Below are 24,767 nucleotides of genomic sequence, written 5' to 3' on the forward strand. Positions count from 1 at the left end.
ATTATGACTGAGACAAACGAATCTTCAGGAGTTAATTTGAAAAAAGATGTGAAGTTTTCTATTATAATTCCTGCGCATAATGAAGAAAAGTACATTAGAAAATGTTTAGATTCAATTGCAAAGGCATCAGAGGCATATAAAGAGCAAACGGAAGTTATAGTTGTTTTAAATCGTTGTACAGATAAAACAGAGGAAATAGCAAAATCTTATAATTGTGTTACATTGAAAAATAACGATAAAAACTTATCTAAAATTCGAAATGCAGGGGCTAAAATAGCTAGTGGAGAAATAATCGTTACTATAGACGCTGATACGATAATGACAGAGTCTATGTTGTTTAATGTAGATAAATATTTAGCTTCAGGTACATACATTGGTGGTGGGGTGAATGGTAAGTTTGAAAGAATATCTTTAGGAATATTTCTCTCCGCAATGTTAATCATAATCCCCTTACTTTTTAAGTACGGAGCTATATCTGTAGGGATTTTTTGGTGCTATAGAAAAGACTTTATGGCAATCAACGGATTTAATGAAAACATGCTTATGGCAGAAGATGCAGATTTCGCTAAACGTTTAAAAGAGTGGGGAAAGAAAAATAATAAGAAATTCGGTACTATTAAAAATGGAATGATAACTTCATGCAGAAGATTTGATACATATGGAGACTGGACTTTACTTAAAAATCCGAAAGTAATTTTAGCTTATCTAAAAGGAAATGATAGAAAATACGCAGATAAGACATATTATGATAACCAAGAAAGATAAAAATGGAGAAAATCAGAAGAGGATAGCTAGTACTTTTTTAGATATAATGAGAATCCAACTTAATTTAATAGATATTATAAGAAAACCACCAATTTGATTATCCTTTTTCAAATTGGTGGTTTTTATTTTTGAAATAAATATGTATTTTTTTATAAAAATATTTTTTGACCCCCATAAAACTATGTATTCCTCCGAATATGTATAGTGAAGAAAATAAATAGAAGAAAAATGACTATGAAAGAATATAGAAGCATTAATAAAATTACTAGATTAGGTGGGCATCCAAAATAAAAGGATGAAATTACCAATGGTATAGAGGAGAGTTATTCAAGGATTGCAGATAAAATAGAAAAAGAATAAGCAAAACGAACGGTAGAAAATAAGAAAGTAGATAAAAATACAAACCTAACTGTAGTGCCGAGAGAAAAGGAAAAATCATTAAGAAAACGTTAGACTCTAAAAATATAACTAACAGCAAGAAAACAAGACCGAAGAAAAGTACCAAGAAAATCTGGTTAAATGGTCACTTGTGTAGTGGCCATTTTGCTATTTGAAGGAGGCTGGGAGATTACAAGTGTTGAGTTTAGTAATGAAGATCTTAAGAAAACCGAAAATAGAAGATATCGTATGTAACATACAAAACAACGAAGAAGATAAAGAAGCGTTTATCGTACAGTATCAGCCTTTTATTAGAAAATCAATCTCATCTGTCTGCCGCCGATATATTACAGAACAGGATGATGAATATAGCATTGGATTGTTTGCATTTAACGAAGCAATTGAACAGTATTCCTATACAAAAGGAAAATCCTTTTTAGCGTTTGCTGATCTTCTTATAAAAAGAGATGTAATTGACTATATACGTAAGGAGTCTAAACATAACTTTGTCTTTTTAAAAGAAGATGAGCAAGAGGAAATGTTAGAAATGCAAGTGTCGCTTACGGAGTATATGAAAGAGATGGAAAATAGTAACCGTAAGGAGGAAATTCTTCATTTTCAAAGTGTGCTAGCTGAGTTTAAAATCACATTCTCAGAGCTTGCTAAAGAATCTCCTAAGCATCGTGATACGCGTGAGCACTTAATAGAAATTGTAAAAATTATTATAAAAGAAGAGGAAATGATGGAAGAGCTGTTCCGAAAGAAAAAGTTACCGCTTAAACATATTGAACCGCGTGTTAGGGTAAGTCGTAAAACGTTGGAACGACATAGAAAATACATTATTGCAATGTGTATTATTTTTGCAAACAACTATACATATATTCTGGATTACATAAGAGGGGAAAAGCATGATGAATAAAGGAATTGTGATGGATATAAAAAAGCATAGCGTAGTTGTTTTAACACCAAATGGAGAGTTTATTACGTGTAAAAGAAAAGGGGATTCTTGCATGATCGGGGAGGAAATCTCATTTGATGAGCAAGAACAAAAAGCATCGTATTTTTCGATCCCTTCCTTTCTAAAACCTGCATCAATACTTGTTGCTTGTTTTCTATTTGCAGTGCTGTTTTTCTACAACCAACCAGAAGAAAAAGTATTTGCTTACGTCTCAGTTGATATAAATCCAAGTTTAGAGGTGAGCGTAACAAAGGATTTTCGTGTTATAGATTTGCAGGCTTGTAATGATGATGGAAGGCGTATTTTAAAAGAATTGAAGCATTGGGAAAATAAACAATTGCAAGAAGTAATACGTACTATTATAAAGCAAAGTCAAGAGGATAAGTATTTAACGAAAGATAAGCAAGTTATGCTAACAGCTGTTGCAAAGGACAAGGCACTAGAACCACTTTTGGAAAAGGCAATGAAAGAATTAAAGAAAGAATATGAGTTAAAACATATTACAGTTGAATATCAAAGTAGCACGATGCAAGTACGAGAGAATGCTAGAAAAGCTGGAATTGGCACAGGTGTCTATATAAAGCAAGAGAATGAGAAAAACAAATCGCTTACTCCTCCTGCCACGCCGCCTAATCCGGTGGAAAATGAAGAAGAGGTGCAATCACAGCCGGAGTCATCTCCTGATGCATCAATGGATTTATCTCCTGTAAAAGAAAAAAAATATGAAAAGCAAGAGCAGAAAGAACAAAAGAAAACAGAGGGACAGCCATCGAAGCAAATAAAAGAAAACAATGGAAGAGGATCTCAGCAAGAAAATAGAGGGAATCAACAGGAGAATAACAGTAGAGAATCTCAACAAGGAAATAATGGAAATGGGCAAGGGAACAACGGAAGAGGATCACAACAAGGGAATAATGGAAATGGGCAAGGGAACAACGGAAGAGGATCACAACAAGGGAATAATGGAAATGGACAAGGGAACAACGGAAGAGGGTCTCAACAAGGGAATAATGGAAATGGACAAGGGAACAACGGAAGAGGGTCTCAACAAGGAAATAATGGGAACGAGCAAGGGAACAACGGAAGAGGGTCTCAACAAGGGAATAATGGAAATGGGCAAGGGAATAATGGAAGAGATCCTCAACAAGGAAATAACGGGAATCAGCAAGGGAACAATGGAAGAGGATCCCAGAAAGAAAATGACGGAAACGAGCAAGGGAACAACGGTAGGGGGTCTCAACAAGAAAATAGAGGCCACCAGCAAGGGAATGAGAAGAAGAATCAATAGAATATGGAAGTGAGAGATTCATTTCAAAGCTAAAAGGATTTCTCTCGCTATTGTGGGCAGTAAAACTCCCATCTCAAAATTTGGCTGGAGCAAAGAAGTTAGGTGGGAGTTGGGCTGCTTGTAAATGCCCAATTGGTGAGGGCTGATTAAAGTTGCACTTTATTATTTTATAGTTCTATTAAGAAGGAGTATGTGAAAAATATAATGGAGAAAAACATTCAACAAGAGAAAGATAAAGAAAAACCTGTTTTTTATGATCCGAAAGGAAGGAGAAACATAGCCTTTATTTCGTTTCTATGTATCTCAATAGTTAGTGTAGGTGTTGTATTTTATTTTTTCTTTCAAAGTATTTTTTCAACACCAGAAATTCCAAATATGAATACCGCTGTACAACAAGATACTAAACTTGTACCAATTAATCAAAAACTTAGTGATCAGCAGTTAAAGAAGGAAGAATTTAACCCAAATACCGGAACGAAGGATAATGAAAATTTGGTGAATCCGCCGAAGGATAGTAAACAACCTAAAGAAGTGTATGGTTTTTATGTAAACTGGGATGAAAATAGTACCGCTTCTTTAAAAGAAAATATCGATTCCTTAACTACGTTAGTACCAGAGTGGTATCATTTAAAAGCAGATTTAACGATTAGAAGTGAAATCAAACCTGAGATAGTAAAGTTGGCAGAAAAAAATCAAGTGAAGATTATGCCTTTGCTTACTAATTATACTGAGGAAGCTTCTGGTCCTGATAGTGGGCTAATTCATAAGTTACTGAATTCCTCAAATGATGTAAAGACAAAGTTTATTAATGATTTAGTAAGCCAAGTTAAAAAGAATCATTTTTCAGGAATTAATATTGACTTTGAGGCCGTACCTGAAAGTGATAGAGAAAACTTAACAAATTTTATGAAAGAACTTACTACGGAATTTCATCAACATGATTTGCTCGTTACACAAGATGTTCCAGCTAATGATAAGGCTTTTGATTATAGTGCGTTAGCAAAAATAATAGATCGAATGATTGTAATGATGTACGATGAGCACTATGGAGCCGGGGAACCAGGACCAATTGCTTCAAATAAGTGGTTCCAACATACATTGAAAGAACTGAATATTCCGTCTAATAAACTTATAGTTGCTTTCGGTAACTATGGATATGATTGGGAAGTGAATAGTAAAGAACCAGTGAAATCATTAACTTTTTCAGAAGTTATGGCAATGGCTCAAGGTTCAAATATGAAAATTCAATGGGATAAGAGTAGTGGGAACCCTTATTTTAGATATAAAACAGGAGAGAAAGAACATACTGCTTGGTTCTTAGATGGCGTTACTCTCTATAATCAAGTGAAAATCGCAATGGACAATAATGCAAATGGATTTGCGCTATGGAGATTAGGAGCAGAAGATCCTACAATATGGAAAGTTTTAAAAAATCCGATTGAGGTACAAAAAAATCCTAATGTATTACATAAAATCAATAGTTTAGATGAAGTAAATTATTCTGGACAAGGTGAAATTTTACAGATTGAGAATGAAAGAAAAAATGGATTGAGAGATTTTAAAGTAGGCAAAGATGGTTACCTTACAGATGAAGTATATCAATCCTTACCATCTGCATATGAAGTGCAACGATATGGAAAACCAAATGGGAAACAAGTAGTATTAACATTTGATGATGGACCAGACCCGAAATATACGCCAGAAATTTTAGATATATTAAAAGAGAATCAAATAAAAGCTGCTTTTTTTGTACTTGGTGAAAACGCACAACTAAATACTAGTATTGTAAAAAGAATATACGATGAAGGGCATGAAATTGGCAATCATACTTTCAAGCATCCTAACATAGCTGATACGTCTTTACTACGAACGAAAGTAGAACTTAATACGACGCAACGTTTAATTCAGGAAGTAACTGGACATTCTACGGTTTTATTTAGACCGCCATATGAAGCGGATGCTAACCCGGATTCCTCAAATGAAATATTGCCTATTTTACGTGCACAAAATATGAACTATACAATGGTAGCGGAAAAAGTTGATCCCGAAGACTGGGCAACACCATCAACAAATGAATTAGTAAAGCGTGCTCTTAATCCCATTTATAAGGGAGAGGGAAATATTATTCTTCTCCATGATGCGGGAGGGAATCGTACACATACAGTAGAGGCGCTCCCAATCATTATTAAAGACCTAAAAAAGCATGGATATAGTTTTGTAACAATTTCAGATTTAATGAATAAAGAACGAGATGAAATTATGCCTCCTGTTTCTTCTGAGGGGAAGCAATATTTACTTTACAATAAAGCTGTCTTTTCAGGAGCGGGATACTTTAAACATATATTAACTACTATTTTTTATATTGCTATTGGATTAGGGATTTTTCGATTTTTATTCTTAATTTATTTTGCATGGAAGCAGAAAAGAAAAACGTTATCTCGCTATATTAATTCGTCTTATCAACCTTTTGTTAGTGTTGTCATAGCGGCATATAATGAAGAAAAGGTGATAGCCAAGACGATTCACTCAATTTTGAATAGTAATTATAGAGAATTTGAAGTTATTGTTGTGGATGACGGATCGACAGATGGTACGTCAAAAGTAATGAAAGAAACATTTTATAAACACCCTAAAGTTCGTTTCATTCAGAAAGAAAATGGCGGGAAATCATCGGCAATGAACCTAGGGTTTCAACAATCGCGAGGAGAAATCATTGTCACTTTAGATGCGGATACTATTATTGCGCAAGACGCTATTTCTTTAATGGTTAGACACTTTGAAGATCAGAATGTAGCTGCAGTTTCAGGTAATGTCAAAGTGGGGAATAGACGGAATTTGTTAACTACTTGGCAACATGTTGAGTATATTACAGGGTTTAATTTAGAACGTAGAGCTTTTGATGAGTTAAATTGTATTACAGTCGTTCCAGGAGCTATTGGGGCGTGGCGCAAGAAGAATGTAGTTGAATCTGGATATTTAAGCGAAGATACATTAGCAGAAGATACCGATCTTACTATTACATTTTTACGTCAAGGGCATAGAATTGTATATGAAGAAAAAGCGCATGCTTTTACGGAATCACCTGAGGATGTGAAAAGTCTCATTAAACAGCGATATCGTTGGTCATACGGTACACTTCAATGTCTTTGGAAACATCGAAAAGCGTTGTGTAATTCAAAACATAAAACGTTAGGGTTTATTGCACTGCCTAACATGTGGTTATTCCAATATGTTCTGCAATTCATTGCTCCTTTTGCAGATATATTAATGATTATAGGACTATTTAGTAGTAATCCGGTAAAAGTTTTAGGATTTTATTTTGTATTCTTTTTAATGGATCTTTTCGCTTCTCTGTTCGCATTTAAATTAGAGGAAGAAAATCCGAAACCATTAGTATGGTTAATTTTACAACGTTTTATTTATCGTCAATTTATGACTTATGTTGTCATTAAATCTATATTCTCATCGCTTCGAGGAGTAGCGGTAGGGTGGAATAAACTAAAGAGACTGGGGAGTGTTAAACATTCCACGGAACATAAGGAGGCATCATAAAAGAGCGGACTATCTGCTCTTTTTTTCATTAGTTTTAGTTAGTTGAATGTAGAGTTGTAGCATAAAAACTGCTGCTTCTATAACGAGATTCCTATTCATCATTAATAGTGAGACATTATGTTAAACTAATCCTTTAGTTTCGGATTAAAGTTTTTTTATATTTTTTTTAAATGACGGACACAAAAACGCATATACCTTCGAATTATATATATGGATAACATAAATATGTATATAAAAGGGGAGAAATAAGATGAAAGAAAAAAAAGAAATGTTTCAAGAAATCGCTGAGGTGTTAAAGGTATTGGCGCATCCAGTTCGTCTATCTTTAGTAAAAATAATGCTTGCAAAAGGTCCTACTAATGTAACAACAATGTATGGGGATTTACAAATGCCTCAAAGTACAATTAGTCAACATTTATCTAAACTAAAAGCTGCTAAAATGGTTACAGGTACTCGGAAAGGATTAGAAATTTATTATGAGGTAACTGACAATCGCACAAAATCAATATTAGCATGTTTAGTTTAAATAATGACTTCTATTTCAAAATAAAAAACGCTATTCTTTTCTATGATTTTACAGAGAGAATAGCGTTTTTTATTTTTAAGGAGTATCTTTTTATATGCCTATAGAATGGAGTGAAAGGTTTATGGGTTTAAATGTACCTACTATTACCTTAGGTTCTAATGCGTCTAATAATGAAAAAATTCTCGGTTTAGGGGTGCCTCTTTATAGCTTACGTACAATTGAGATTAGAAAAAGTAGAGCGAGCGCTTAATGAGGCGGAAGTAGTGTTTATATGCGAAACTTTATAGAAATCTCATTTTTCTAATTGTATCTTTTTAGATTGATGGATGTGGGGTCACGTCCATCAATCTAAGAAAACAAGTTAGCTAAAAAATGATGAAAATAAACTTTATAGAAATAAAAAATATGAACGTAGAGGATTAAACAAAGTATATAGTGCTTTTTTAGTCATGTAATCTTTTAATTTGATGATCTTTTCCCCATTCAAACAGATTATCCATTATTTGCATTAAAGATTTTCCGTATTCACTTAGTGTGTACTCAACCTTTGGTGGTACTTCTTGATATACGGTACGATAGATAATCCCATCAGCTTCAAGTTGCCGAAGTTGTTGTGTAAGAACCTTTTGTGTAATGTTTGGGATTTCTCGTTTAATTTCATTTGTTCGCATTTTTCCATCCGACAAAATACATAAAATATGAACTTTCCATTTTCCACCGATTACATCGAGTGTTGTTGCAATTGGGCAATTATCATTTTGATTCATATAACACCTCCAAAGGTACTTCAAGGTTCCTATAGTACCTGAAAGTACGTACTTTTCAATTATATGTAACTCATTCATACTAATACGTAAAGGATTGATTAATTTATAAAGGGGCTGGAAAATGATGAGAACACTTGTAATTGTAGCACACCCTCATATTGAAAAATCAAAAATTAATAAAAGATGGATAGAAGAACTTGAGAAACATTCAGGTGAAATTACGGTGCATGAATTATATAAGGTGGCACCAAATTGGGAGTTTAATATTGAACAAGAGCAAAAGTTATTAGTAGAACATGACAGATATATATTTCAATTTCCGCTTTACTGGTACAGCACACCACCATTATTAAAAAAATGGTTCGATGATGTATTAACATATGGATTTGCGTACGGATCACAAGGAGATAAAGTGAAGGGGAAAGAATTTGGTGTAGCTATTTCTATAGGTGGATTAGAAAAAGACTATGAAAATAGTGGGATTACAATGGATGAGTTGACGAAACCATTCCAAGCTACATGCCTATATACAGGTATGGAATTTATACCTTCCTTTTATTTATATGGTGCAGAATATAAACTAAGTGATGAAGAGATTGATAAAAGTGCACCTGAGTATGTGCAATATGTAATGAACAAGAAGTATTCTAATATATAATGAAAAATAGCCATTTACTTGTGAAGTAAATGGCTATTTTATATTCTTCTTATATTCACTAAGTGTAATCTTTAGTAAATTAATAGTTAATCTGGTAAAATAAAAAAACTAACATATATAAAGGGGAGTTTTACTTGAGAACGATGCGACAATTATTACAAAAGAGAGCAATGCAGTCACCAAATTTGGAAGCGCTTGTAGGAGGGAAGAAAAGATATTCGTTTCAGCAATATAATGAACGAGTAAATCAGCTTGCACATTATTTGTTACATAATGGTGTGCAAAGAGGAGATCGTATAGGAATACTATGCAAAAATAATCACCCATTTCCAAGCGTTATGATGGCAAGTTTAAAAATTGGAGCGGTATTTATTCCGCTAAATCATCAGCTTACTGTATATGAATTAGAAACAATTGTAAAAGAAGCGAAATTAAAAGTGTTAGTTATTGATGAAGAATTTAGTGAAGTGTTATTAAATGTTGATGCTGTTAAAGAAATTCCTTATGTAATTCAAACGACAAAAGAAGGTTTTGGTTCATTTGAATTAGAGCTGCAAAAACAGCCAACGACAGAACCGAACGTAGAAGTTCATGAAGAAGACGACGCCATTTACTTATTTACTTCAGGAACGACTGGACAGGCGAAAGCATGTGTAATTGGACATAAAAACTTACATCACTATTTTGCTGAAATTGCGGGACAAAGAGAAATCCAAGCAGGTGAACGCTTTTTATCTGTGCATCCATTGTTCCATATGAGTGGCGTGCTTTCTATTTTAAATTGTATTTATCATGGCGTTACGATGATTTTCTTAGCTGATTCGAATCCTACTCTTATTTGGGATAAGATTGAAGAAGAGAAAATTACTACGATGCTTGCGTTCCCTGCTGTTTATAGTTACATGCTTGATGAATTAAATAAAAAAGAACGTAATATTTCAACCTTTAAAGTAGCACAAAGCGGTGGTACAAAAGTGCCAGAAACACTCATTCAAAAATATATGGAAAAAGGAATATATATGGTGCAAGGTTATGGTAGTACAGAAGGTTGGGTTGTAACCTCATGGCATCCAATGATGGGAAAAGAAAAGATGTCTTCTGTAGGAAAGACCTTGAAAAATGTAGAGGTGAAAATTGTTCATCCGGAAACAGGACATGAACTAACAACAAATGAAGTTGGAGAGATTCATGTGAAAAGTCCATACATGTTTAAAGGGTATTGGAATAATGAAAAGGCGACAAAGAAGGTAGTAAAAGATAACTGGTTTAACATGGGCGATGCTGGCATGATAGATGATGATGGATTCCTGCATATTATGGGAAGATATAAAGACGTTATTATACGCGGTGGTGACAACGTATATCCAGATCAAGTAGAAGATGTTATTCATGAAATACAAGGTGTTTTAGAAGTTGCAGTAGTTGGAGTTCCAGATGACTTTTGGGGAGAGGTTCCAAGAGCTTACATTGTGAAGGATGGCGAAACAACATTAACAGAAGAAAGTATTATTCAGTATTGTAAGGAGAAGTTAGCAAGTTATAAAATACCAGAAGTAGTATTCATAGACGAGTTACCGAAAAACGCTTTAGGAAAAGTGTTGAAGAGGGAATTACGAGATGTAGTTCTTGTGAAATAGAAAATTATAAAACGATGGAGAACCCAGTTATGTATAAGGCATGACTGGGTTTTTATGTATTAAAAACATAATGATTTACTAGATTTTGTATTTTGTGTAAGATAATAAAGAATATTCGAAAAACAATTGAGGGAAGAGATATAAATGAAGCTGCCGCTATTACAGGTAGAGACAGAGAGACTGATGATCCGTCCGTTCCAAAATGATGATTATGAAAGTTGGTTAGATCAATTTTCTTATTGATTATAAAAATAAAGAAATGGACAAATAAGGGGAAAAGAAAATGAAGACTATAAACGTATTTCATTATGACGCATTTACGAATAAACCAAATAAGGGTAATCCAGCAGGTATTGTATTAGAAGCAGATGGATTAACGGAAGAGGAAATGCAAATTATTGCTGAAAAAGTTGGATATAACGAAACAACTTTTGTTCTTTCCTCAGAAGTAGGAGATATAAGAATGCGCTATTTTACACCTGGTTTTGAAATGGATTTATGTGGTCATGGGACAGTAGGGACGATATATGCCTTGCGCGAAAAAGGTTTATTAGAAGAGAAAAGTAACCTTACGATTGAAACGAAGGCAGGGATTTTACCGATACAAATAGGTGTAAATGAAAATGGAGAAACCTTTATTAAAATGAGGCAGACAGCACCTCAGTTTAAAGATTTTGCAGGTTCAAAAGAAGAATTAGCTCATAGTATTGGTTTAGAAGTAAATGATTTAGATGTAAGTTTACCGATAGTATATGGAAGTACAGGAAACTGGACTGTAATTGTGCCGATTAAAAATCTAGATGCGTGTGAGAGAATGAAACCTAATAATGCTGCATTTCCATCGGTATTAAAAGAAATACCTAATGCTTCTATTCACCCAATTTGTCTAGAAACTTATGATGAACTAGCACAAATGCATGGCCGTCATTTCTCGTCAGCTTATGCTGGGACGATTGAAGATCCAGTGACAGGAACAGCTTCAGGTGTAATGGGAGCGTATTATGCGGAGTATTTAGAGAAAGATTTTGAACATGAATTGGACTTAATCGTTGAGCAAGGACAGGAAATAAATAAAGATGGTCGTGTAACTGTTTATGTAACGAAAGGGATAGAAAACGAAAAGTTACAAATAGATATTGCTGGAACAGCGGTGTATGTGAAAGAGTTTGAAGTTTTAATATAAAAAAGAAAGCCCGGCATACATCCGGACTTTCATTATCTGTTCAACACTTCAATATACGAAGCATCTCCAGTTGTTCTTAAAGCAGAGCGAAAATTGTTATTTTCTAGCGTTTTAGCGACTTGTTGTAATTGCTGTGCATCATCATGATGGATAAGTAAGCTGTCAGCACCGCTTTCTTCTATATGAATATGTTCGACGTTTCCAATGGCATCATGTACAGCTTTTAAAAATTCAGGTTTCATGGTGTCCTCCTATATGTATGTAACGTTTTTATTTAGTATTTCCTTATTTTTGAAATATAAAAGTAAATGAAAGGAGAAATAAAATGAATATAAAGCAGTTTAACGAACATATAACATCACTATTTGGAGAGCATCTTCATAAATACGGCGATGATGAATATGGTTTTACTCATATAAGTAAAGATGAATTTCACAAAATCGGTTACACAACAAATTTAACGTTAGAAACTATTGAAGAAGCGTATAGAAATGGAGTCGATATGATAGTTACACATCATGCGCCGTGGAGTTTTTTATTTGGTATGGAAGAGGCTTGTATTGAGAAATTGAAGCAATATGAAATAAATCATTTTTGGGTTCATTTGCCGTTAGATTTTGTAAAGTTTGGCACATGTACATCGTTATTTAACGGAATTGGGATAGATACAATACTGGAATATTCCACGTATGAGGAAGAAGAACTACCGGGAATAGGAGAATATAAAGAAGCGATTCCTTTTTCAAACTTAGTTGGAAAACTTGAAGAAAGAATGGAAGAGAAAGTGAAGAGCTGGAGAAATCACGATAAACCAGTAAAACGGATTGCGATTTTAACCGGTGCAGGAAACAATACAAATTTGATTGAACGTGCATTAGAAAAAGGGTGTGACACGTACATAACAGGTGAAAAAACATTATATACAGTGCAACATGCGAAATTTAAAGGGATTAATTTAATTGTAGGCAGTCATACGTTTACAGAAGTGTTTGGTGTAGAAAGTTTGGCTCATAAGTTAAAAGAAAGAGATAATTCAATAGAAATTACTAGATTAAATGAAGAACATTTGGAGTGAAGAAATTACATCGCATTACCATCAATGGAATGAACTATATGATGGAATATTGAAAGACGCAGTTGCAATGAGATAAAATTATCTTTTGTTATATTAAGATTTTTAGGAGGAATTCCCTTATGTTTGTCAAATAATAGTAAAGTTGTCTTTTGAATTAAGGGAATATTCGGAGTTAAAGGGTGAGAGAATGGATATTTCAATAATCACTGCACAACTAGTTAAGGAGAAAGTGATTTCACATTATCCAAATAGTGTAAAAGTGTTAAACGGGGGAACAACAAGTACTATATATTTGTTAGATGAACAATACGTTGTAAAGTTGAATGAATCGGATGTCATACGTGAAGAAGCTTATTTTCTTCAGTTTTATAAAAAGGATGAATTATTTCCAAAGCTTTTTTATAAGGAACCTTTAAATCGCTATATTGTTTACTCATTCCTTGAGGGCACAACTTTTTGCAAACTAGGCCATAAACGGAGCGTTCTTTGTAAACTTGTAAAGGAAGTTATCAATAAGTATGAAGTAGCTACAGAGATTGATGGCTGGGGATGGAAAGAAAACCTAGTTCAATCTTGGAATGAATTTTTAACGACAAATGTGATGGAAGCTCATGAAAATGTAAGACGTTACATAAGTGAGGAAGCGTATAGAACGGTTTTTAAGTTAGCAAATAGTCCAAGTAGGGGGACTGGAATAAATCAGCCATTTTTATTGCATGGTGATCTTGGATTTCATAATTTTATATTTCAAGAGAATAAACTGCACGGTGTAATTGATCCTTTACCAATGTTAGGAGATCCTATATATGATTTAATTTATGCGTTCTGTTCAACTCCGGAAGATTTAACAAAAGAAACGATTGGTTATGCGATGAAACAATGTGTATTTCATAAAAATGACCGTGATTTATATGAAGAGATAGTCATAGGATTATATTTGCGTATAGATACATGTTTACGGCACCACCCGAAAGATTTAGAAGATTATTTAGCAGCTTGGCGTTATTGGATGGGTGAGGTTGAGGTGACTTTATAGTACAAATATTTTTAGGGGAGATGGTGAGATGAATGTTGTAGAAGCGAAAAAGGATTTACTGTAATTCCATTATCGGTTACATTTGTCTATTTACTTACTTTTATAAGTTTATTAATTGAACATAAAAAAGCAGCTTAATAAAAATTTAGGGATAGGGGGAATTATGATGAAAAATTTCGTTTGTACAACGTGTGGCGTGCAGTATGCAGCGAGTGTAGAAGAACCAGTGAGTTGTCATATTTGTGATGAAGAAAGGCAGTATGTGAATCCGAAAGGGCAGTCTTGGACGACTTTAGAAAATTTGCAAACAGATGATACATATAAAAATGAAATAATTAAAGAGGAAAATGGACTTTATAGTATTACGACAAAACCAGGATTTGCGATCGGTCAAACGGCATTTGTAGTGAAAACAGAGTCATATCGTTTACTGTGGGACTGTATTACGTATGTAGATGAAACGACAATTACGAAAATAAAAGAGCTTGGCGGATTAGATGCGATTGCATTGTCTCATCCTCATTATTATTCAACGCAAGTAGAATGGGCAGAGACATTTGATGTACCAATTTATATACATGAAGATGATAAAGAGTGGGTGATGCGTCCGAGTAGTCGTATTATTTATTGGTCTGGTGAGTCTTTACAATTAGCTGATGGGCTTACTGTACATCGTCTTGGAGGACATTTTAGTGGTGGTTCTGTATTGCATTGGGAAGAAGGTAATGATGGAAAAGGGATTTTGTTAACAGGTGATATTATTCAAGTTGTAGCAGATGAGCGGTGGGTAAGCTTCATGTACAGCTATCCAAACTTAATTCCACTACCAGCGAGGAAAGTGGAAGAAATGGTGAATCGAGTGAAGCCGTTACAGTTTAATCGTTTATACAACGCTTTTCATCGAGTAGTAAAAGAAAATGCAAATGAGGCAGTTGAACGTTCTGCTGACAGATATATAAAAGCAATAGAAGGAAAGTTGTTTCATACGTAAAAGGAGAGTAGCTTAATGAAAACGTTAGTATGTTTTGGAGATAGTATTACAGCTGATGAAACATTTTTTGATGGAATGCCGAGATTAACACCACGTTTGCAAGAGATGTTTCCGAATTGGATAGTAGTGAATGCAGGTGTTCCAGGTGATAATACATTCGATGCGTTAAATAGGATTGAAGAAGATGTAATATCATATAAACCAGATTTCGTAACAGTTTTTCTTGGTACGAATGATGCAGTTTCTTTTTCTCAAGTGTCATTACAAGCATACAAAGAAAATTTAGAGAAGATTGTGAACCATATTTCGTCAGGTAAAGTGCTGCTTATTAGCCCTGCGCCAGTTGATGAAGAGAGGCAGCATAATAGAACAAATGAAGTGCTCTGTCAGTATGCAGACGTGGTAGAGGAAGTGGCAAAAGAAACAGGAAGCTATTTTCTAAATTTGTATGCTGAAATGATTCAAGAACTGAATTATAAAAGGTTTGTAGAAAATGATGAAAAAGATGGATTACACTTTGGGCCAGAAGGTTATGAGTATGTAGCGAAGTTAATTGGTGAAAAGTTAAAAGGGATTTTATAAAAAAAGCAAAGCGATATCGCTTTGCTTTTCATTGTTTTTAGTAAATTAATCTAGAAATGCTTGCTGTAATGCTTTCAGTCCATCGCTGTAAATACCATGAAACAGATTTATTACTTCTTCATCACTAACCTCAACAGGAGTGAATGTACCAGACCACTCTACTAACGATGTGTTACTTTCAGTACCTTCTTTCACCTGGATTGTAGATAAATAATTAGTGACTGGGAACGGTGCATTCATGATTGAATACGTGTAGTAGCGTTCTTTATCATTGAATACTTCTAAGCGTTCTATAATTGTATCGCCATCTGGATTAGCTAGATGACGTACACGACCGCCTTCCGTTAATTTACTGCTAGGTATATAAGGTAACCAGTCTGGAAGGGAGTTGAAACCTCCGATTAATTGCCATACTTGTTCAGGTGAACCGAAAATTTCCATAGATGTAGTAGTATGTGCCATGTTCATTACGCTCCTTTTTATCTCGATATTTGCGAGCAAATAATCAGTGGGGATGACCCCACTGATTAAGGTTTCAAATTATTTTAGGTTGATTGGTAGTGGTGCATTAGGTGCTACTAATTTTTGTTCGCGCATTTCTTCCCAGAATGCTGCTGGAATTACTGTATTTAAGGCTTTTTGGTCTTCTACAATTCGTTCCGGTTTACTTGCACCAGGAACAACAGCAGCAACTGCTGGATTGGCTAGTGAAAATTGTAGTGCAGCAGCTTTGATGCTGATTTCGTGACGATCTGCAAGAGCTTTGATTTTCTCAACCTTTGCAATAATTTCTGGCGATGCTTTTTGATATTCGAAGTGAGCGCCTCCAGCAAGAATACCTGAGCTATATGGGCCACCAACAACAATATCCATATTATGCTTTACAGATGCAGGCATTACTCGTTGCAATGCACGTTCGTGGTCTAATAATGAATAGCGACCAGCTAATAAGGATATATTTGGTTTCGCTTCTTCTAAATCAAGCATAAGTTCAATTGATTCTACTTTGTTTACTCCAAGCCCCCAGCCTTTAATGACTCCTTCTTCACGTAAACGTGTTAGCGCACGGAATGCTCCTGTTCGAGCAATTTCAAATTGTGAAATCCACGCATCACCATAAAAGTCTTGTGCTAAATCATGAATGAAAACAAAGTCTAGACGATCTGTTTTTAAACGTTTCAAACTTTGCTCGATAGAACGAAGTGTTGCATCTGCGCTATAGTCATTGATCATTTTATTTTTGCGACCAAATTCGAAAAGCCCGCCTTTTTCACCTAAATCACGTGCAGATGGATCTTCTAATTCATCCGAAATAGTTCGACCTACTTTCGTACTTAAAAAGTAATCATCACGATTTCTTTTTGATAGTGCTTCACCAAGACGAATCTCCGCTAAGCCAGATCCATAAAGTGGAGCTGTATCAAAGTAACGAACGCCATTCTCCCAAGCAGCATCCACTGTAGCGATTGCTTCTTCCTCTGGGATATTACGGTACATATTTCCTAGTGGTGCTGTACCAAATCCGATTTTTTCTTTTAGTAATTTACTCATTATAGATATCCTCCTAAAATGTATTTGAAAAATATTTATTCATTGTGAATGGATGTGAAAATGAAAACATGTCATTTTATCGTCTGACAAAATGTATGAGAAAAATACTCACTTTAAAGTAAAGGTACTAACAGGTAATTTCTAACACTGCATGACTCACTCAACTCTTACAAATGCTATTATGAAATGTATTTTACATAATGAAAAGTACGTACTTTAAAGTGATATAGATACTAAAAAGTAATACAGGTACTTTTTGGTGCCGTACTACTCATCTGCTGTTTACGTATGCTATTATGAAACATGTTTAACAGGGTAAAAAGTACGTACTTTAAGGTGCTATAGATACTTAAAAGTAATATTTAAATATTTTAGCTTATTTGTCTTATAAAATTATTAAAGGAGATTTTTATATGAAAACATACAATATTCCTGTAGAGGCAACTTTAGAGGTTATCGGTGGAAAGTGGAAAGTAGTTATCCTTTGTCATTTAAAGAAAGACAAAAAGAGAACGTGCGAATTAAAACAATTAATGTCTGGTATTACACAAAAGATGTTAACGCAACAATTACGTGAATTAGAAGAAGATGGTGTAATCGAGAGAAAAGTGTATAACCAAGTGCCACCAAAAGTAGAGTACTCTTTAACTGATTACGGTCATTCTTTAGATTCTATACTCGATACTCTTTGTAACTGGGGAGAAAATCATCTTGAAAAGAATGGGAACACATCTATGCTTATAACAGCAGCTGAATAAAGAAAGAAAAAACGAACGAGAATACGTTCGTTTTTTCTTTTTGTATAGAGGGAGATTTTTACGCAGCATAATTACTTTTTTGTAATATAGGTACTTTTTTGTGCTGTAGGAACTAAAATGTGCCGTATAGAAAATTATTTGTTTTTACGCAACAATAGAGAAGAAATTTAGAAAAAAGGAGGGAGATCGTGTGAAACAATACAATATACCGATAGAGGCAACTTTAGAAATTATCGGGGGAAAGTGGAAGGTCGTTATTTTATGTCACTTAACGAAAGGGACGAAGCGAACGAGTGAGTTGCAACGTTTGATTCCTGAAATTTCTGTGAGAATGTTAACGCAGCAACTACGCGAGCTGGAAGAAGATGGTGTGATTACACGTGAAATTTATAAAGAAATTCCCCCTCGAGTAGAATACTCCCTAACCGATTATGGGTGGTCTTTACAGAATGTATTAAATCAATTAACCGCATGGGGAGAACGATGCATAGATAGAAAAAACACAGAAGTTAAGTGAAATCTCTATATGTAATATTGAAAACACCACCTAATGACGAGGTGGTGTTTTTCGTTTTAAAACTTTAGAAAGTTGTTATGATGAAAAGTAAAATTTTTGAGGACCTGTTTCAGTCATGGGTACTTAAAAGTGCCTACATCACTTTAAAGTACGTACTATGCTTCATAATATAACCGTTTTATAATGACACTCGTAGCAAGAAGTCAGTACAATAACGATTTTAAGCTATGTTCAAAAAGACTTATTAACTAGTATAGTTTTTTGTTCAATTTTTTAGTAGGAGATGTTTTTATGGTTGAAGAACTTTTTTATAAAAAAATACTCAAAAATCTGTTTTCAGATCCAGTTCAAATTACACTTTGGAATGGAGAAACAATCCAATATGGCGAAGGGGAACCTCAATTTCACATAACATTCCATAAGCCACTTTCAAAAAAAGAAATCGCTAAGGATCCTTCTATTGCATTCGGTGAAGCATATATGAATGGGGATCTTGAAATAGAGGGTAACCTTGAAAAAGCAATTCAATCTATTTATAAAAGGCAGGATAGCTTTTTAGGTGATAGTAAGTTGCAATATTTCAAAAGTAAATGGAATTTCTCAAAACAAAAAAATAAAGATGATATTGCTCATCATTATGATATTGGGAACGATTTCTATAAATTATGGCTTGATGAAACAATGACATATTCTTGTGCATATTTCCAAAATGAGCAAGATTCTTTAACGACAGCGCAGCATAATAAAGTGAATCATATTTTGAAAAAGTTGAACCTTCAAAAAGGTGATACGCTATTAGACATCGGTTGTGGGTGGGGTGAACTCATTACAGCTGCCGCTAAACAGTACGGTGTGAAAGCGATGGGAGTAACGTTAAGTGAGGAACAATATGCTAAGACTTCTGAGCGAATTAAACAAGAGGGACTTACGGATTTAGTTGAAGTATCTTTACTTGATTACCGCGATATTAAGAATCATAAATTTGATAAAATTGTTAGTGTAGGTATGATCGAACATGTAGGAAAAGACAACATTACGCAATACTTTGAAACAGTTAACAAATTATTAAATGATGGCGGGATTTCTCTGCTGCATTGCATTACTTCTCCGGCTAATGGTGGTGCTACGAATGGTTGGATTGAAAAATATATATTCCCTGGTGGGTATGTTCCTGCTGTGAATGAATTAATCACGAACATGACAAACGAACAATTTTTTATTGTGGATGTAGAAAGCTTACGTAGACATTACGGAAAAACATTACAACATTGGGCTCGAAATTTTGAAAACGTACTAGAGGAAGTTCGTAAAACGAAAGATGAGCGATTTATCCGCATGTGGCGTTTATATTTAAATGCATGTGCAGCTTCGTTCTTTACAGGTAATATTGATTTACATCAATTTGTATTTACAAAAGGGATTAATGATACAATTCCGATGACACGTTCGTATATGTATGAATAAGAGCATGTAACCAAGTAGCTCTCAAGTCATTGAGTATAAATAAAATGATGATAGGATATAAGTCTATAACGTAAAGTCGAGATGGGAATCAGAAAATGATTTCTATCTCGACTTTTTAGTATATAATTTTAAAATTAAAACTATATACTTTTAAAGAAAAAATATATAATAAATGTAGAAACGAAAATTTATGAGCAAGGAAGTTGAAGAACATGACATTAACAATGGGCTTTATTGGATTTGGAAAATCAGCTAACCGTTATCACCTACCTTATCTAAAGACACGTAATAATATAAAAGTAAAAACGATTTTTGTACGTCAAATAAATCAAGAATTAGCGGCTCCATATGAGGAAAAAGGTGTTTACTTCACTACTGATTTGGACGAATTGTTGAATGACAAAGAAATTCAAGTCGTGACGATCTGTACGCCAGCACATACGCATTATGAATTAGCAAAAAAAGTTATACTAGCCGGAAAATCAGTTATCGTTGAAAAACCATTTTGCGATACAGTAGAACACGCCAAAGAATTATTAGCATTAGGACGAGAGAAAGGTGTAGTCGTTATGCCTTATCAAAACCGCCGTTTTGATGGTGATTTTTTAGCTGTAAAGCAAGTAGTTGAACAAGGATTCCTTGGTGATATTATTGAGATTGAATCACATATTGATTATTTCCGTCCTGGTTCAATCACTCATGAAGCTCCAAAAGAAGAAGGTTCATTTTACAGTTTAGGTATTCATACGATGGACCGCATGATTTCACTATTCGGCCGTCCAAATACAGTGACATACGATATTCGTAATAATGAAGTGGAAGGTGCGGTTGATAACTATTTCGATGTTGGTCTACATTATGGAAATCAGTTGAAGATTAAGCTGAAAACGAACCATATCGTAGCAAAAGATTATCCACGCTTTATCGTTCATGGAACAAATGGCTCTTTTATTAAATACGGTGAAGATCAGCAGGAAAATGATTTGAAAGCGGGTATTATGCCTGAGAGTGCAGGATTTGGTGAAGATTCGCCGATGTATTATGGAATTGCTAAGTATCGTAATGCAAATGGTGACTGGATTGAAAAACAAATTAAAACGCCGCTTGGTGATTACGGTCGTTTCTATGATGCAGCGTATGACACAATTGTAAATGGTGCACCAAAACTTGTGAAAGATGAAGAAGCAGTAACGAATATTGAAATCTTGGAAAATGGATTTGCTGCCCCATCACCTTCAGTTTACAAACTTGAGGCTTTACATTTGAATGAATAGAAGAGAGTTTGCAGTATAAAGGAGGTATGGAAATGGCAAGCGGATCAACACAAGTAAAATACCTCGGCATTTATCAAAAGATTAAACAGCAAATTTTAGACGGTGAATATAAAATCAACGAAAAAATTCCGAGTAGCTCCGTCCTTGCTGAAGAATTCGATGTTTCAGCACTTACGATTAAAAAAGCGCTGGATCTATTAGTAAGAGACGGCTACATTATCCGTCGGCGTGGAAGTGGAACAGTGGTACAAGATTGGCATCAGCAGGAAAAGGCACGAATGATTCAAACTTTAACAGGTACGAAAGCTGTTTACGGTAGTGAGGTAGAAAGTAAAATTATCGAGTTTGCGATTGTAGGTGCTGATGAAGTAGTTGCTGAGAAATTGGGAGTTTCAATTGGTGATTTCGTCTATAAAATCATTCGCCTCCGCATCATTCACAGCATTCCGACGATTATGGAGCATACATGGATGCCAATTTCGGTTATCCCAGGTGTTGAAGCTTCTGTTTTAGAGGAGTCGATATACTCACATATTCAAAATAAACTTGGTCTTGAAGTAGGGACATCTGTTGTCAGGGTTAAAGGGATTCGTCCAGATGATAGGGAAAAGCAGTTTATGAACTTAACAAATCAGGATTTCCTAATGCGAGTTGAGCAAGTAGCTTACTTAACGGATGGACGAACTTTTGAATATTCTTATGCAGATCATCTACCGGAAACCTTTGAGTTTGAAACAGTCATTACGGCAAAAAAATTATAAAGAGACATAAAATAGGTTGAGGCAAGCATTGTCTCAACCTATTTTATGTCTTCTACAGTTATGATTCATCTGCTGTAATCAGCATGGATGTGTTCCCGGTTTTTTCAAGATGAACTTCTCCCCAGGAACAGAGGGAATCGAGTATAGCTCCTAAAGACGAACCGTAATCCGTTAAAGAATACTCTACTTTTGGTGGTACTTGGTCATATACTTTCCTTTGGATTACACCATCTTCTTCTAGTTCCCGTAATTGTTGCGTTAACATTTTTTGCGTAATACCAGGCATTAAACGTTTTAATTCACTCGTTCTTTTTGTTCCTTTTTTTAAATGACAAAGGATAACAACTTTCCACTTTCCGCCAATAACTTCTAAAGTCGCTTCTACAGGAATATTGTATGTCTTCATAAAAAAACTCCTTTGATGAATTTAGATTACAGTTGTGAGCCTACATCCGTTGCAATACTAAAATTATTTCTTTTTAGTACCTATAACACTTTAAAGTGCGTACTATTTATTGTGCTAAATATCGGTCATAATAACCGATGTAAGAGAGAAATAAGCAGAACGGCACTTAAAAAGGCATATGTTACTTTTTAGTACCTATAACACTTTAAAGTACGTACTTTTTATTAGGATGAGTATAATCCATAATAGCACTTGTAAGCAAGAAATGCGTGAAATGTGCTTTGAAGGAGCCATCATGCTATGGGGAATTTTACATGAGAATAATTTGTTGTGTTATTAAAATTAATCCAAGACTTAACAGTTGATTAATTGAACTGTAAAGTTTAAAATTACAGTAAGATTTTTAAAAGTGAGTTGTTAACGTCTGTAAAATGTAGCATGAATAATAGAGATAAATGAAACATTGCTGAATAATTAACATTATGTGAATTTGATTCTAAACTGTAATTTTTTTTAATACATTTCAATAAGCGATATTTAAAATGTACGTTTAATAACATTAAAGGAGTGAGTTAAATATGGTAATTCTATATACAACAGCAAGCTGTGCTTCATGCCGAAAAGCGAAAGCATGGCTTGAAGAGCATCAAATTGATTATATTGAAAAAAACATCGTATCAAATTCTATGACAGTTGATGAGCTTAAATCGATTCTTCGTTTAACTGAAGAGGGGGCTACTGAAATTATTTCAACTAGATCCAAAACTTTTCAGGACTTAAATATAAATATTGATGAGCTCTCGCTAAATGAATTTTATACATTAATAATTGAGCATCCACTAATGTTGCGTCGCCCGATTATGCTGGACGAAAAAAGATTGCAAATTGGTTTTAACGAAGAAGAAATTCGCAAATTTTTACCACGTAGTGTCCGAACATTTTTAAACATTGAACTGCAAAAGTTGGCTAATTAATAAGTAATAGTATGAAAGAGAAATTTTTTGAAAGGAGGAAACTGAAGGTGATAGAAGTATGCGTTACAGTTAATTATAAAGATAGAAACTATCAAACAAATGTCATTGTGAACAAAGATACGATTTGGACAAAAATTGAACAGTTGGCAGAAGAACAAGTGAAGAAACAGTGGGGTTTTTAAACTTAATTATTTAAAAAAATGAAGTTATATGCTAGAGATTATAACTAAATTCAAAATTTTTCAGGTATTAAATATAAATAAGAAATTTTCTTGAAAGGAGGAAGCAGAAGATGATTGAAGTATGTGTTACAGTTAATTATAATGATAGAAATTATCAAACAAATGTTATTGTGAGTAAAGATACGATTTGGACAAAAATTGAACAGTTGGCAGAAGAACAAGTGAAGAAACAGTGGAGTGTTTAATTTTCTTTTTAACTTAAAAAGCTAAATGAAGTTATCAGATATAGGTGGGACGGGATAGAATATAAGGGAATTAATTTTTTATGGCAAGAAGCATTCCACATGTTTTAACGTTCTAACCAATCTGTAATATTTATGGCTACAGTATGTTAATATATGAGAAACAATATTTTTAATCGTAGGAGGAAAATCATGAACAGCGACTTTACCTTGGCCATACACAGTTTAACTTATTTAGCTTTACAGCCAGACCGGATGTCAACAAGTAATGCTATTTCAGAAAGTGCAGGTGTTCATCCAGTACGCATTCGCAAAGTACTAAGTTTGTTAAAAAAACATAAGTTTATACAATCGAAAGAGGGGACTGGTGGCGGTTTTATTTTCGCTCGCGATTTAGATGAAATTAATCTTTGGCATATTTATCAGATAACCTCTGAAGGTGCTTTGCAGCCGAAGTGTCCAGAATCAAACAATCAGTGTGTTGTAGGTTCGAATATGCGAAAAGTTCTTTTCGCTATTTTCTTAGGTGCTGAAGAGCATCTAGGTGAATACTTAAAGAATTATACAATGAAAGAAGTTGTTGACCTTATCAATCAAGAGCGTTAAGCGGCTTAATTATTATATAGCCGTGAGTTCTTAACACTTAAATGTAATGAAAAATATTACAGTATAATTTGTTTTTATATCTTTTTATATCTTTTTATCGTCACAAAAAATATTTATAGGAAGGTGAAACGGTATGATGTCAAATAATAATCATGTTTTAAAAGTAGGAGATTGGGTTCGTGGAATATCAAATGAAGGTGAATTAATAGTTGGTTATATTGTATCACTTGATGATGTAGAGGATATAGTTACAGTTAGTATTGTGAAACGTGACGGCCAGTACACAATAAACGAAGCGATTTTACTCTTTAGTAAACACGTTAACAAACTCCCTGAATCAAAGGTAATAAATAAGGAACAAATCCTTTATCTTATAGATCTTGCATTATTAACAGGGGATGAAGAATGGTTTATCGAGCTTTCTTCAAAATTAAACTCGATAAAAGAGCTAGTTAATGAGGGATTTTAAAATTTAAACTTTTGAGGGTGCACACAATCCGCCTTATGGGACACAATTACTTTTCGCATAAAAGGAAATGATGTAAAAACGATTCATTACAAGCATAGAGATATCCCTGAAGAAGAGCCGAACAAACTACAATTAAGATGATATTGAAGTGATTTGTTTGTGTATTC

At 34.1% G+C, this 24,767-nt stretch carries 27 protein-coding genes and 4 pseudogenes; 26 read left to right on the top strand and 5 right to left on the bottom strand.

Going from position 1 to position 24,767, the window contains the following annotated elements:
* Positions 1-3 precede the first annotated feature (3 nt).
* The 6 genes from ACTFRM_RS08525 to ACTFRM_RS08550 all read left to right on the top strand — a co-directional run bounded on the left by ACTFRM_RS08525 (position 4) and on the right by ACTFRM_RS08550 (position 7,717).
* Positions 4-765 carry a glycosyltransferase gene (locus ACTFRM_RS08525; protein ID WP_000141007.1) on the top strand — a complete coding sequence of 254 codons (762 nt, stop codon included), beginning with the start codon at positions 4-6 and terminating at the stop codon, positions 763-765.
* Between the two features lie 574 nt (positions 766-1,339).
* Entirely contained in the window at positions 1,340-2,062 is a 723-nt protein-coding gene (gene sigI / locus ACTFRM_RS08530) for an RNA polymerase sigma factor SigI (protein ID WP_002082432.1), read from the top strand.
* Positions 2,052-3,389 (top strand): anti-sigma factor domain-containing protein, encoded by a 1,338-nt coding sequence (locus ACTFRM_RS08535; protein WP_059303564.1) that lies wholly within the window; start codon positions 2,052-2,054, stop codon positions 3,387-3,389. Before sigI ends, ACTFRM_RS08535 begins: the two co-directional genes overlap by 11 nt.
* Positions 3,390-3,593: 204 nt before the next feature.
* The gene (locus tag ACTFRM_RS08540) at positions 3,594-6,941 is read left to right on the top strand and encodes a glycosyltransferase (protein ID WP_440043207.1); all 3,348 of its coding nucleotides are present in this window, start codon (positions 3,594-3,596) and stop codon (positions 6,939-6,941) included.
* Positions 6,942-7,191: 250 nt separating this feature from the next.
* On the top strand, positions 7,192-7,467 hold the full coding sequence (locus tag ACTFRM_RS08545) for an ArsR/SmtB family transcription factor (protein WP_000660066.1): 276 nt from the start codon (positions 7,192-7,194) through the stop codon (positions 7,465-7,467).
* Between the two features lie 94 nt (positions 7,468-7,561).
* The gene (locus ACTFRM_RS08550) at positions 7,562-7,717 is read left to right on the top strand and encodes a hypothetical protein (protein ID WP_033666297.1); all 156 of its coding nucleotides are present in this window, start codon (positions 7,562-7,564) and stop codon (positions 7,715-7,717) included.
* A gap of 193 nt (positions 7,718-7,910) precedes the next feature.
* On the opposite strand, the gene ACTFRM_RS08555 is transcribed toward ACTFRM_RS08550, so the two are convergent.
* Positions 7,911-8,234 (bottom strand): winged helix-turn-helix transcriptional regulator, encoded by a 324-nt coding sequence (locus ACTFRM_RS08555; RefSeq protein WP_001072981.1) that lies wholly within the window; start codon positions 8,232-8,234, stop codon positions 7,911-7,913.
* A gap of 124 nt (positions 8,235-8,358) precedes the next feature.
* Between ACTFRM_RS08555 and ACTFRM_RS08560 the strand changes: the two genes are divergently transcribed.
* The 4 genes and pseudogenes from ACTFRM_RS08560 to ACTFRM_RS08575 all read left to right on the top strand — a co-directional run bounded on the left by ACTFRM_RS08560 (position 8,359) and on the right by ACTFRM_RS08575 (position 11,712).
* Positions 8,359-8,892: an NAD(P)H-dependent oxidoreductase gene (locus ACTFRM_RS08560; RefSeq protein ID WP_426866062.1), complete on the top strand. Its 534-nt coding sequence runs from the start codon at positions 8,359-8,361 to the stop codon at positions 8,890-8,892.
* A 143-nt stretch (positions 8,893-9,035) separates the two neighbouring features.
* Positions 9,036-10,529, top strand: coding sequence for a class I adenylate-forming enzyme family protein (locus ACTFRM_RS08565; protein ID WP_229175247.1), 1,494 nt, complete (start codon positions 9,036-9,038; stop codon positions 10,527-10,529).
* Between the two features lie 144 nt (positions 10,530-10,673).
* Positions 10,674-10,766 (top strand): annotated as a pseudogene (locus ACTFRM_RS08570) (GNAT family N-acetyltransferase); the annotation flags it as partial.
* Positions 10,767-10,812: 46 nt separating this feature from the next.
* Entirely contained in the window at positions 10,813-11,712 is a 900-nt protein-coding gene (locus tag ACTFRM_RS08575; RefSeq protein ID WP_000849321.1) for a PhzF family phenazine biosynthesis isomerase, read from the top strand.
* A gap of 32 nt (positions 11,713-11,744) precedes the next feature.
* On the opposite strand, the gene ACTFRM_RS08580 is transcribed toward ACTFRM_RS08575, so the two are convergent.
* Positions 11,745-11,954 (bottom strand): hypothetical protein, encoded by a 210-nt coding sequence (locus ACTFRM_RS08580; RefSeq protein ID WP_000801653.1) that lies wholly within the window; start codon positions 11,952-11,954, stop codon positions 11,745-11,747.
* Between the two features lie 83 nt (positions 11,955-12,037).
* On the opposite strand from ACTFRM_RS08580, the gene ACTFRM_RS08585 reads away from it, so the two are divergent.
* The 5 genes and pseudogenes from ACTFRM_RS08585 to ACTFRM_RS08605 all read left to right on the top strand — a co-directional run bounded on the left by ACTFRM_RS08585 (position 12,038) and on the right by ACTFRM_RS08605 (position 15,396).
* Entirely contained in the window at positions 12,038-12,787 is a 750-nt protein-coding gene (locus ACTFRM_RS08585) for a Nif3-like dinuclear metal center hexameric protein (RefSeq protein ID WP_426865905.1), read from the top strand.
* 187 nt (positions 12,788-12,974) lie between these two features.
* Positions 12,975-13,823, top strand: coding sequence for a phosphotransferase (locus ACTFRM_RS08590; RefSeq protein WP_440043210.1), 849 nt, complete (start codon positions 12,975-12,977; stop codon positions 13,821-13,823).
* A gap of 42 nt (positions 13,824-13,865) precedes the next feature.
* Positions 13,866-13,961 (top strand): annotated as a pseudogene (locus ACTFRM_RS08595) (DUF7010 family protein); the annotation flags it as partial.
* A 25-nt stretch (positions 13,962-13,986) separates the two neighbouring features.
* On the top strand, positions 13,987-14,814 hold the full coding sequence (locus ACTFRM_RS08600) for a hypothetical protein (RefSeq protein WP_440043211.1): 828 nt from the start codon (positions 13,987-13,989) through the stop codon (positions 14,812-14,814).
* Positions 14,815-14,829: 15 nt separating this feature from the next.
* On the top strand, positions 14,830-15,396 hold the full coding sequence (locus ACTFRM_RS08605) for an SGNH/GDSL hydrolase family protein (protein WP_000855206.1): 567 nt from the start codon (positions 14,830-14,832) through the stop codon (positions 15,394-15,396).
* A 45-nt stretch (positions 15,397-15,441) separates the two neighbouring features.
* Here ACTFRM_RS08605 and ACTFRM_RS08610 read toward each other — a convergent pair whose 3' ends face one another.
* Together ACTFRM_RS08610 and ACTFRM_RS08615 are read right to left on the bottom strand one after the other, a co-directional pair.
* Positions 15,442-15,858 carry an SRPBCC family protein gene (locus ACTFRM_RS08610; protein ID WP_000951522.1) on the bottom strand — a complete coding sequence of 139 codons (417 nt, stop codon included), beginning with the start codon at positions 15,856-15,858 and terminating at the stop codon, positions 15,442-15,444.
* 78 nt (positions 15,859-15,936) lie between these two features.
* On the bottom strand, positions 15,937-16,947 hold the full coding sequence (locus tag ACTFRM_RS08615) for an aldo/keto reductase (protein WP_440043213.1): 1,011 nt from the start codon (positions 16,945-16,947) through the stop codon (positions 15,937-15,939).
* A gap of 413 nt (positions 16,948-17,360) precedes the next feature.
* On the opposite strand from ACTFRM_RS08615, the gene ACTFRM_RS08620 reads away from it, so the two are divergent.
* From ACTFRM_RS08620 to ACTFRM_RS08640, 5 genes and pseudogenes are all read left to right on the top strand, one after another.
* Positions 17,361-17,705, top strand: coding sequence for a winged helix-turn-helix transcriptional regulator (locus tag ACTFRM_RS08620; protein WP_000860820.1), 345 nt, complete (start codon positions 17,361-17,363; stop codon positions 17,703-17,705).
* Between the two features lie 190 nt (positions 17,706-17,895).
* Positions 17,896-18,222 carry a winged helix-turn-helix transcriptional regulator gene (locus ACTFRM_RS08625; protein ID WP_000816339.1) on the top strand — a complete coding sequence of 109 codons (327 nt, stop codon included), beginning with the start codon at positions 17,896-17,898 and terminating at the stop codon, positions 18,220-18,222.
* 291 nt (positions 18,223-18,513) lie between these two features.
* Positions 18,514-19,686 (top strand): cyclopropane-fatty-acyl-phospholipid synthase, encoded by a 1,173-nt coding sequence (locus ACTFRM_RS08630; RefSeq protein WP_000229037.1) that lies wholly within the window; start codon positions 18,514-18,516, stop codon positions 19,684-19,686.
* Positions 19,687-19,898: 212 nt separating this feature from the next.
* Entirely contained in the window at positions 19,899-20,960 is a 1,062-nt protein-coding gene (locus ACTFRM_RS08635) for an oxidoreductase (protein WP_059303568.1), read from the top strand.
* A gap of 32 nt (positions 20,961-20,992) precedes the next feature.
* A pseudogene (locus ACTFRM_RS08640) lies at positions 20,993-21,731 on the top strand (GntR family transcriptional regulator).
* Between the two features lie 48 nt (positions 21,732-21,779).
* Here ACTFRM_RS08640 and ACTFRM_RS08645 read toward each other — a convergent pair.
* A complete protein-coding gene (locus tag ACTFRM_RS08645; protein WP_000860832.1) occupies positions 21,780-22,127 on the bottom strand; it encodes a winged helix-turn-helix transcriptional regulator in 348 nt (115 codons plus the stop codon).
* 578 nt (positions 22,128-22,705) lie between these two features.
* Between ACTFRM_RS08645 and spxA the strand changes: the two genes are divergently transcribed.
* The 6 genes and pseudogenes from spxA to ACTFRM_RS08675 form a co-directional block, all read left to right on the top strand.
* Positions 22,706-23,101: a transcriptional regulator SpxA gene (spxA, locus tag ACTFRM_RS08650; protein WP_000236189.1), complete on the top strand. Its 396-nt coding sequence runs from the start codon at positions 22,706-22,708 to the stop codon at positions 23,099-23,101.
* 47 nt (positions 23,102-23,148) lie between these two features.
* Positions 23,149-23,283, top strand: coding sequence for a BA3454 family stress response protein (locus ACTFRM_RS08655; RefSeq protein ID WP_000573515.1), 135 nt, complete (start codon positions 23,149-23,151; stop codon positions 23,281-23,283).
* A gap of 110 nt (positions 23,284-23,393) precedes the next feature.
* Entirely contained in the window at positions 23,394-23,528 is a 135-nt protein-coding gene (locus ACTFRM_RS08660; protein WP_000573530.1) for a BA3454 family stress response protein, read from the top strand.
* A 189-nt stretch (positions 23,529-23,717) separates the two neighbouring features.
* Positions 23,718-24,131, top strand: a complete 414-nt coding sequence (gene saiR, locus ACTFRM_RS08665; protein ID WP_001083465.1) for an Rrf2-family transcriptional regulator SaiR — start codon at positions 23,718-23,720, stop codon at positions 24,129-24,131.
* A 133-nt stretch (positions 24,132-24,264) separates the two neighbouring features.
* Complete coding sequence (locus ACTFRM_RS08670; protein WP_000987462.1) at positions 24,265-24,600, top strand: IDEAL domain-containing protein; 336 nt, start codon at positions 24,265-24,267, stop codon at positions 24,598-24,600.
* Between the two features lie 7 nt (positions 24,601-24,607).
* Positions 24,608-24,741, top strand: a pseudogene (locus ACTFRM_RS08675) (DUF3888 domain-containing protein); the annotation flags it as partial.
* Positions 24,742-24,767 lie beyond the last annotated feature (26 nt).

Origin of the sequence: Bacillus cereus group sp. MYBK227-1, assembly GCF_051916325.1 — a bacterium.
Taxonomy (GTDB): Bacteria; Bacillota; Bacilli; order Bacillales; family Bacillaceae_G; genus Bacillus_A; species Bacillus_A cereus.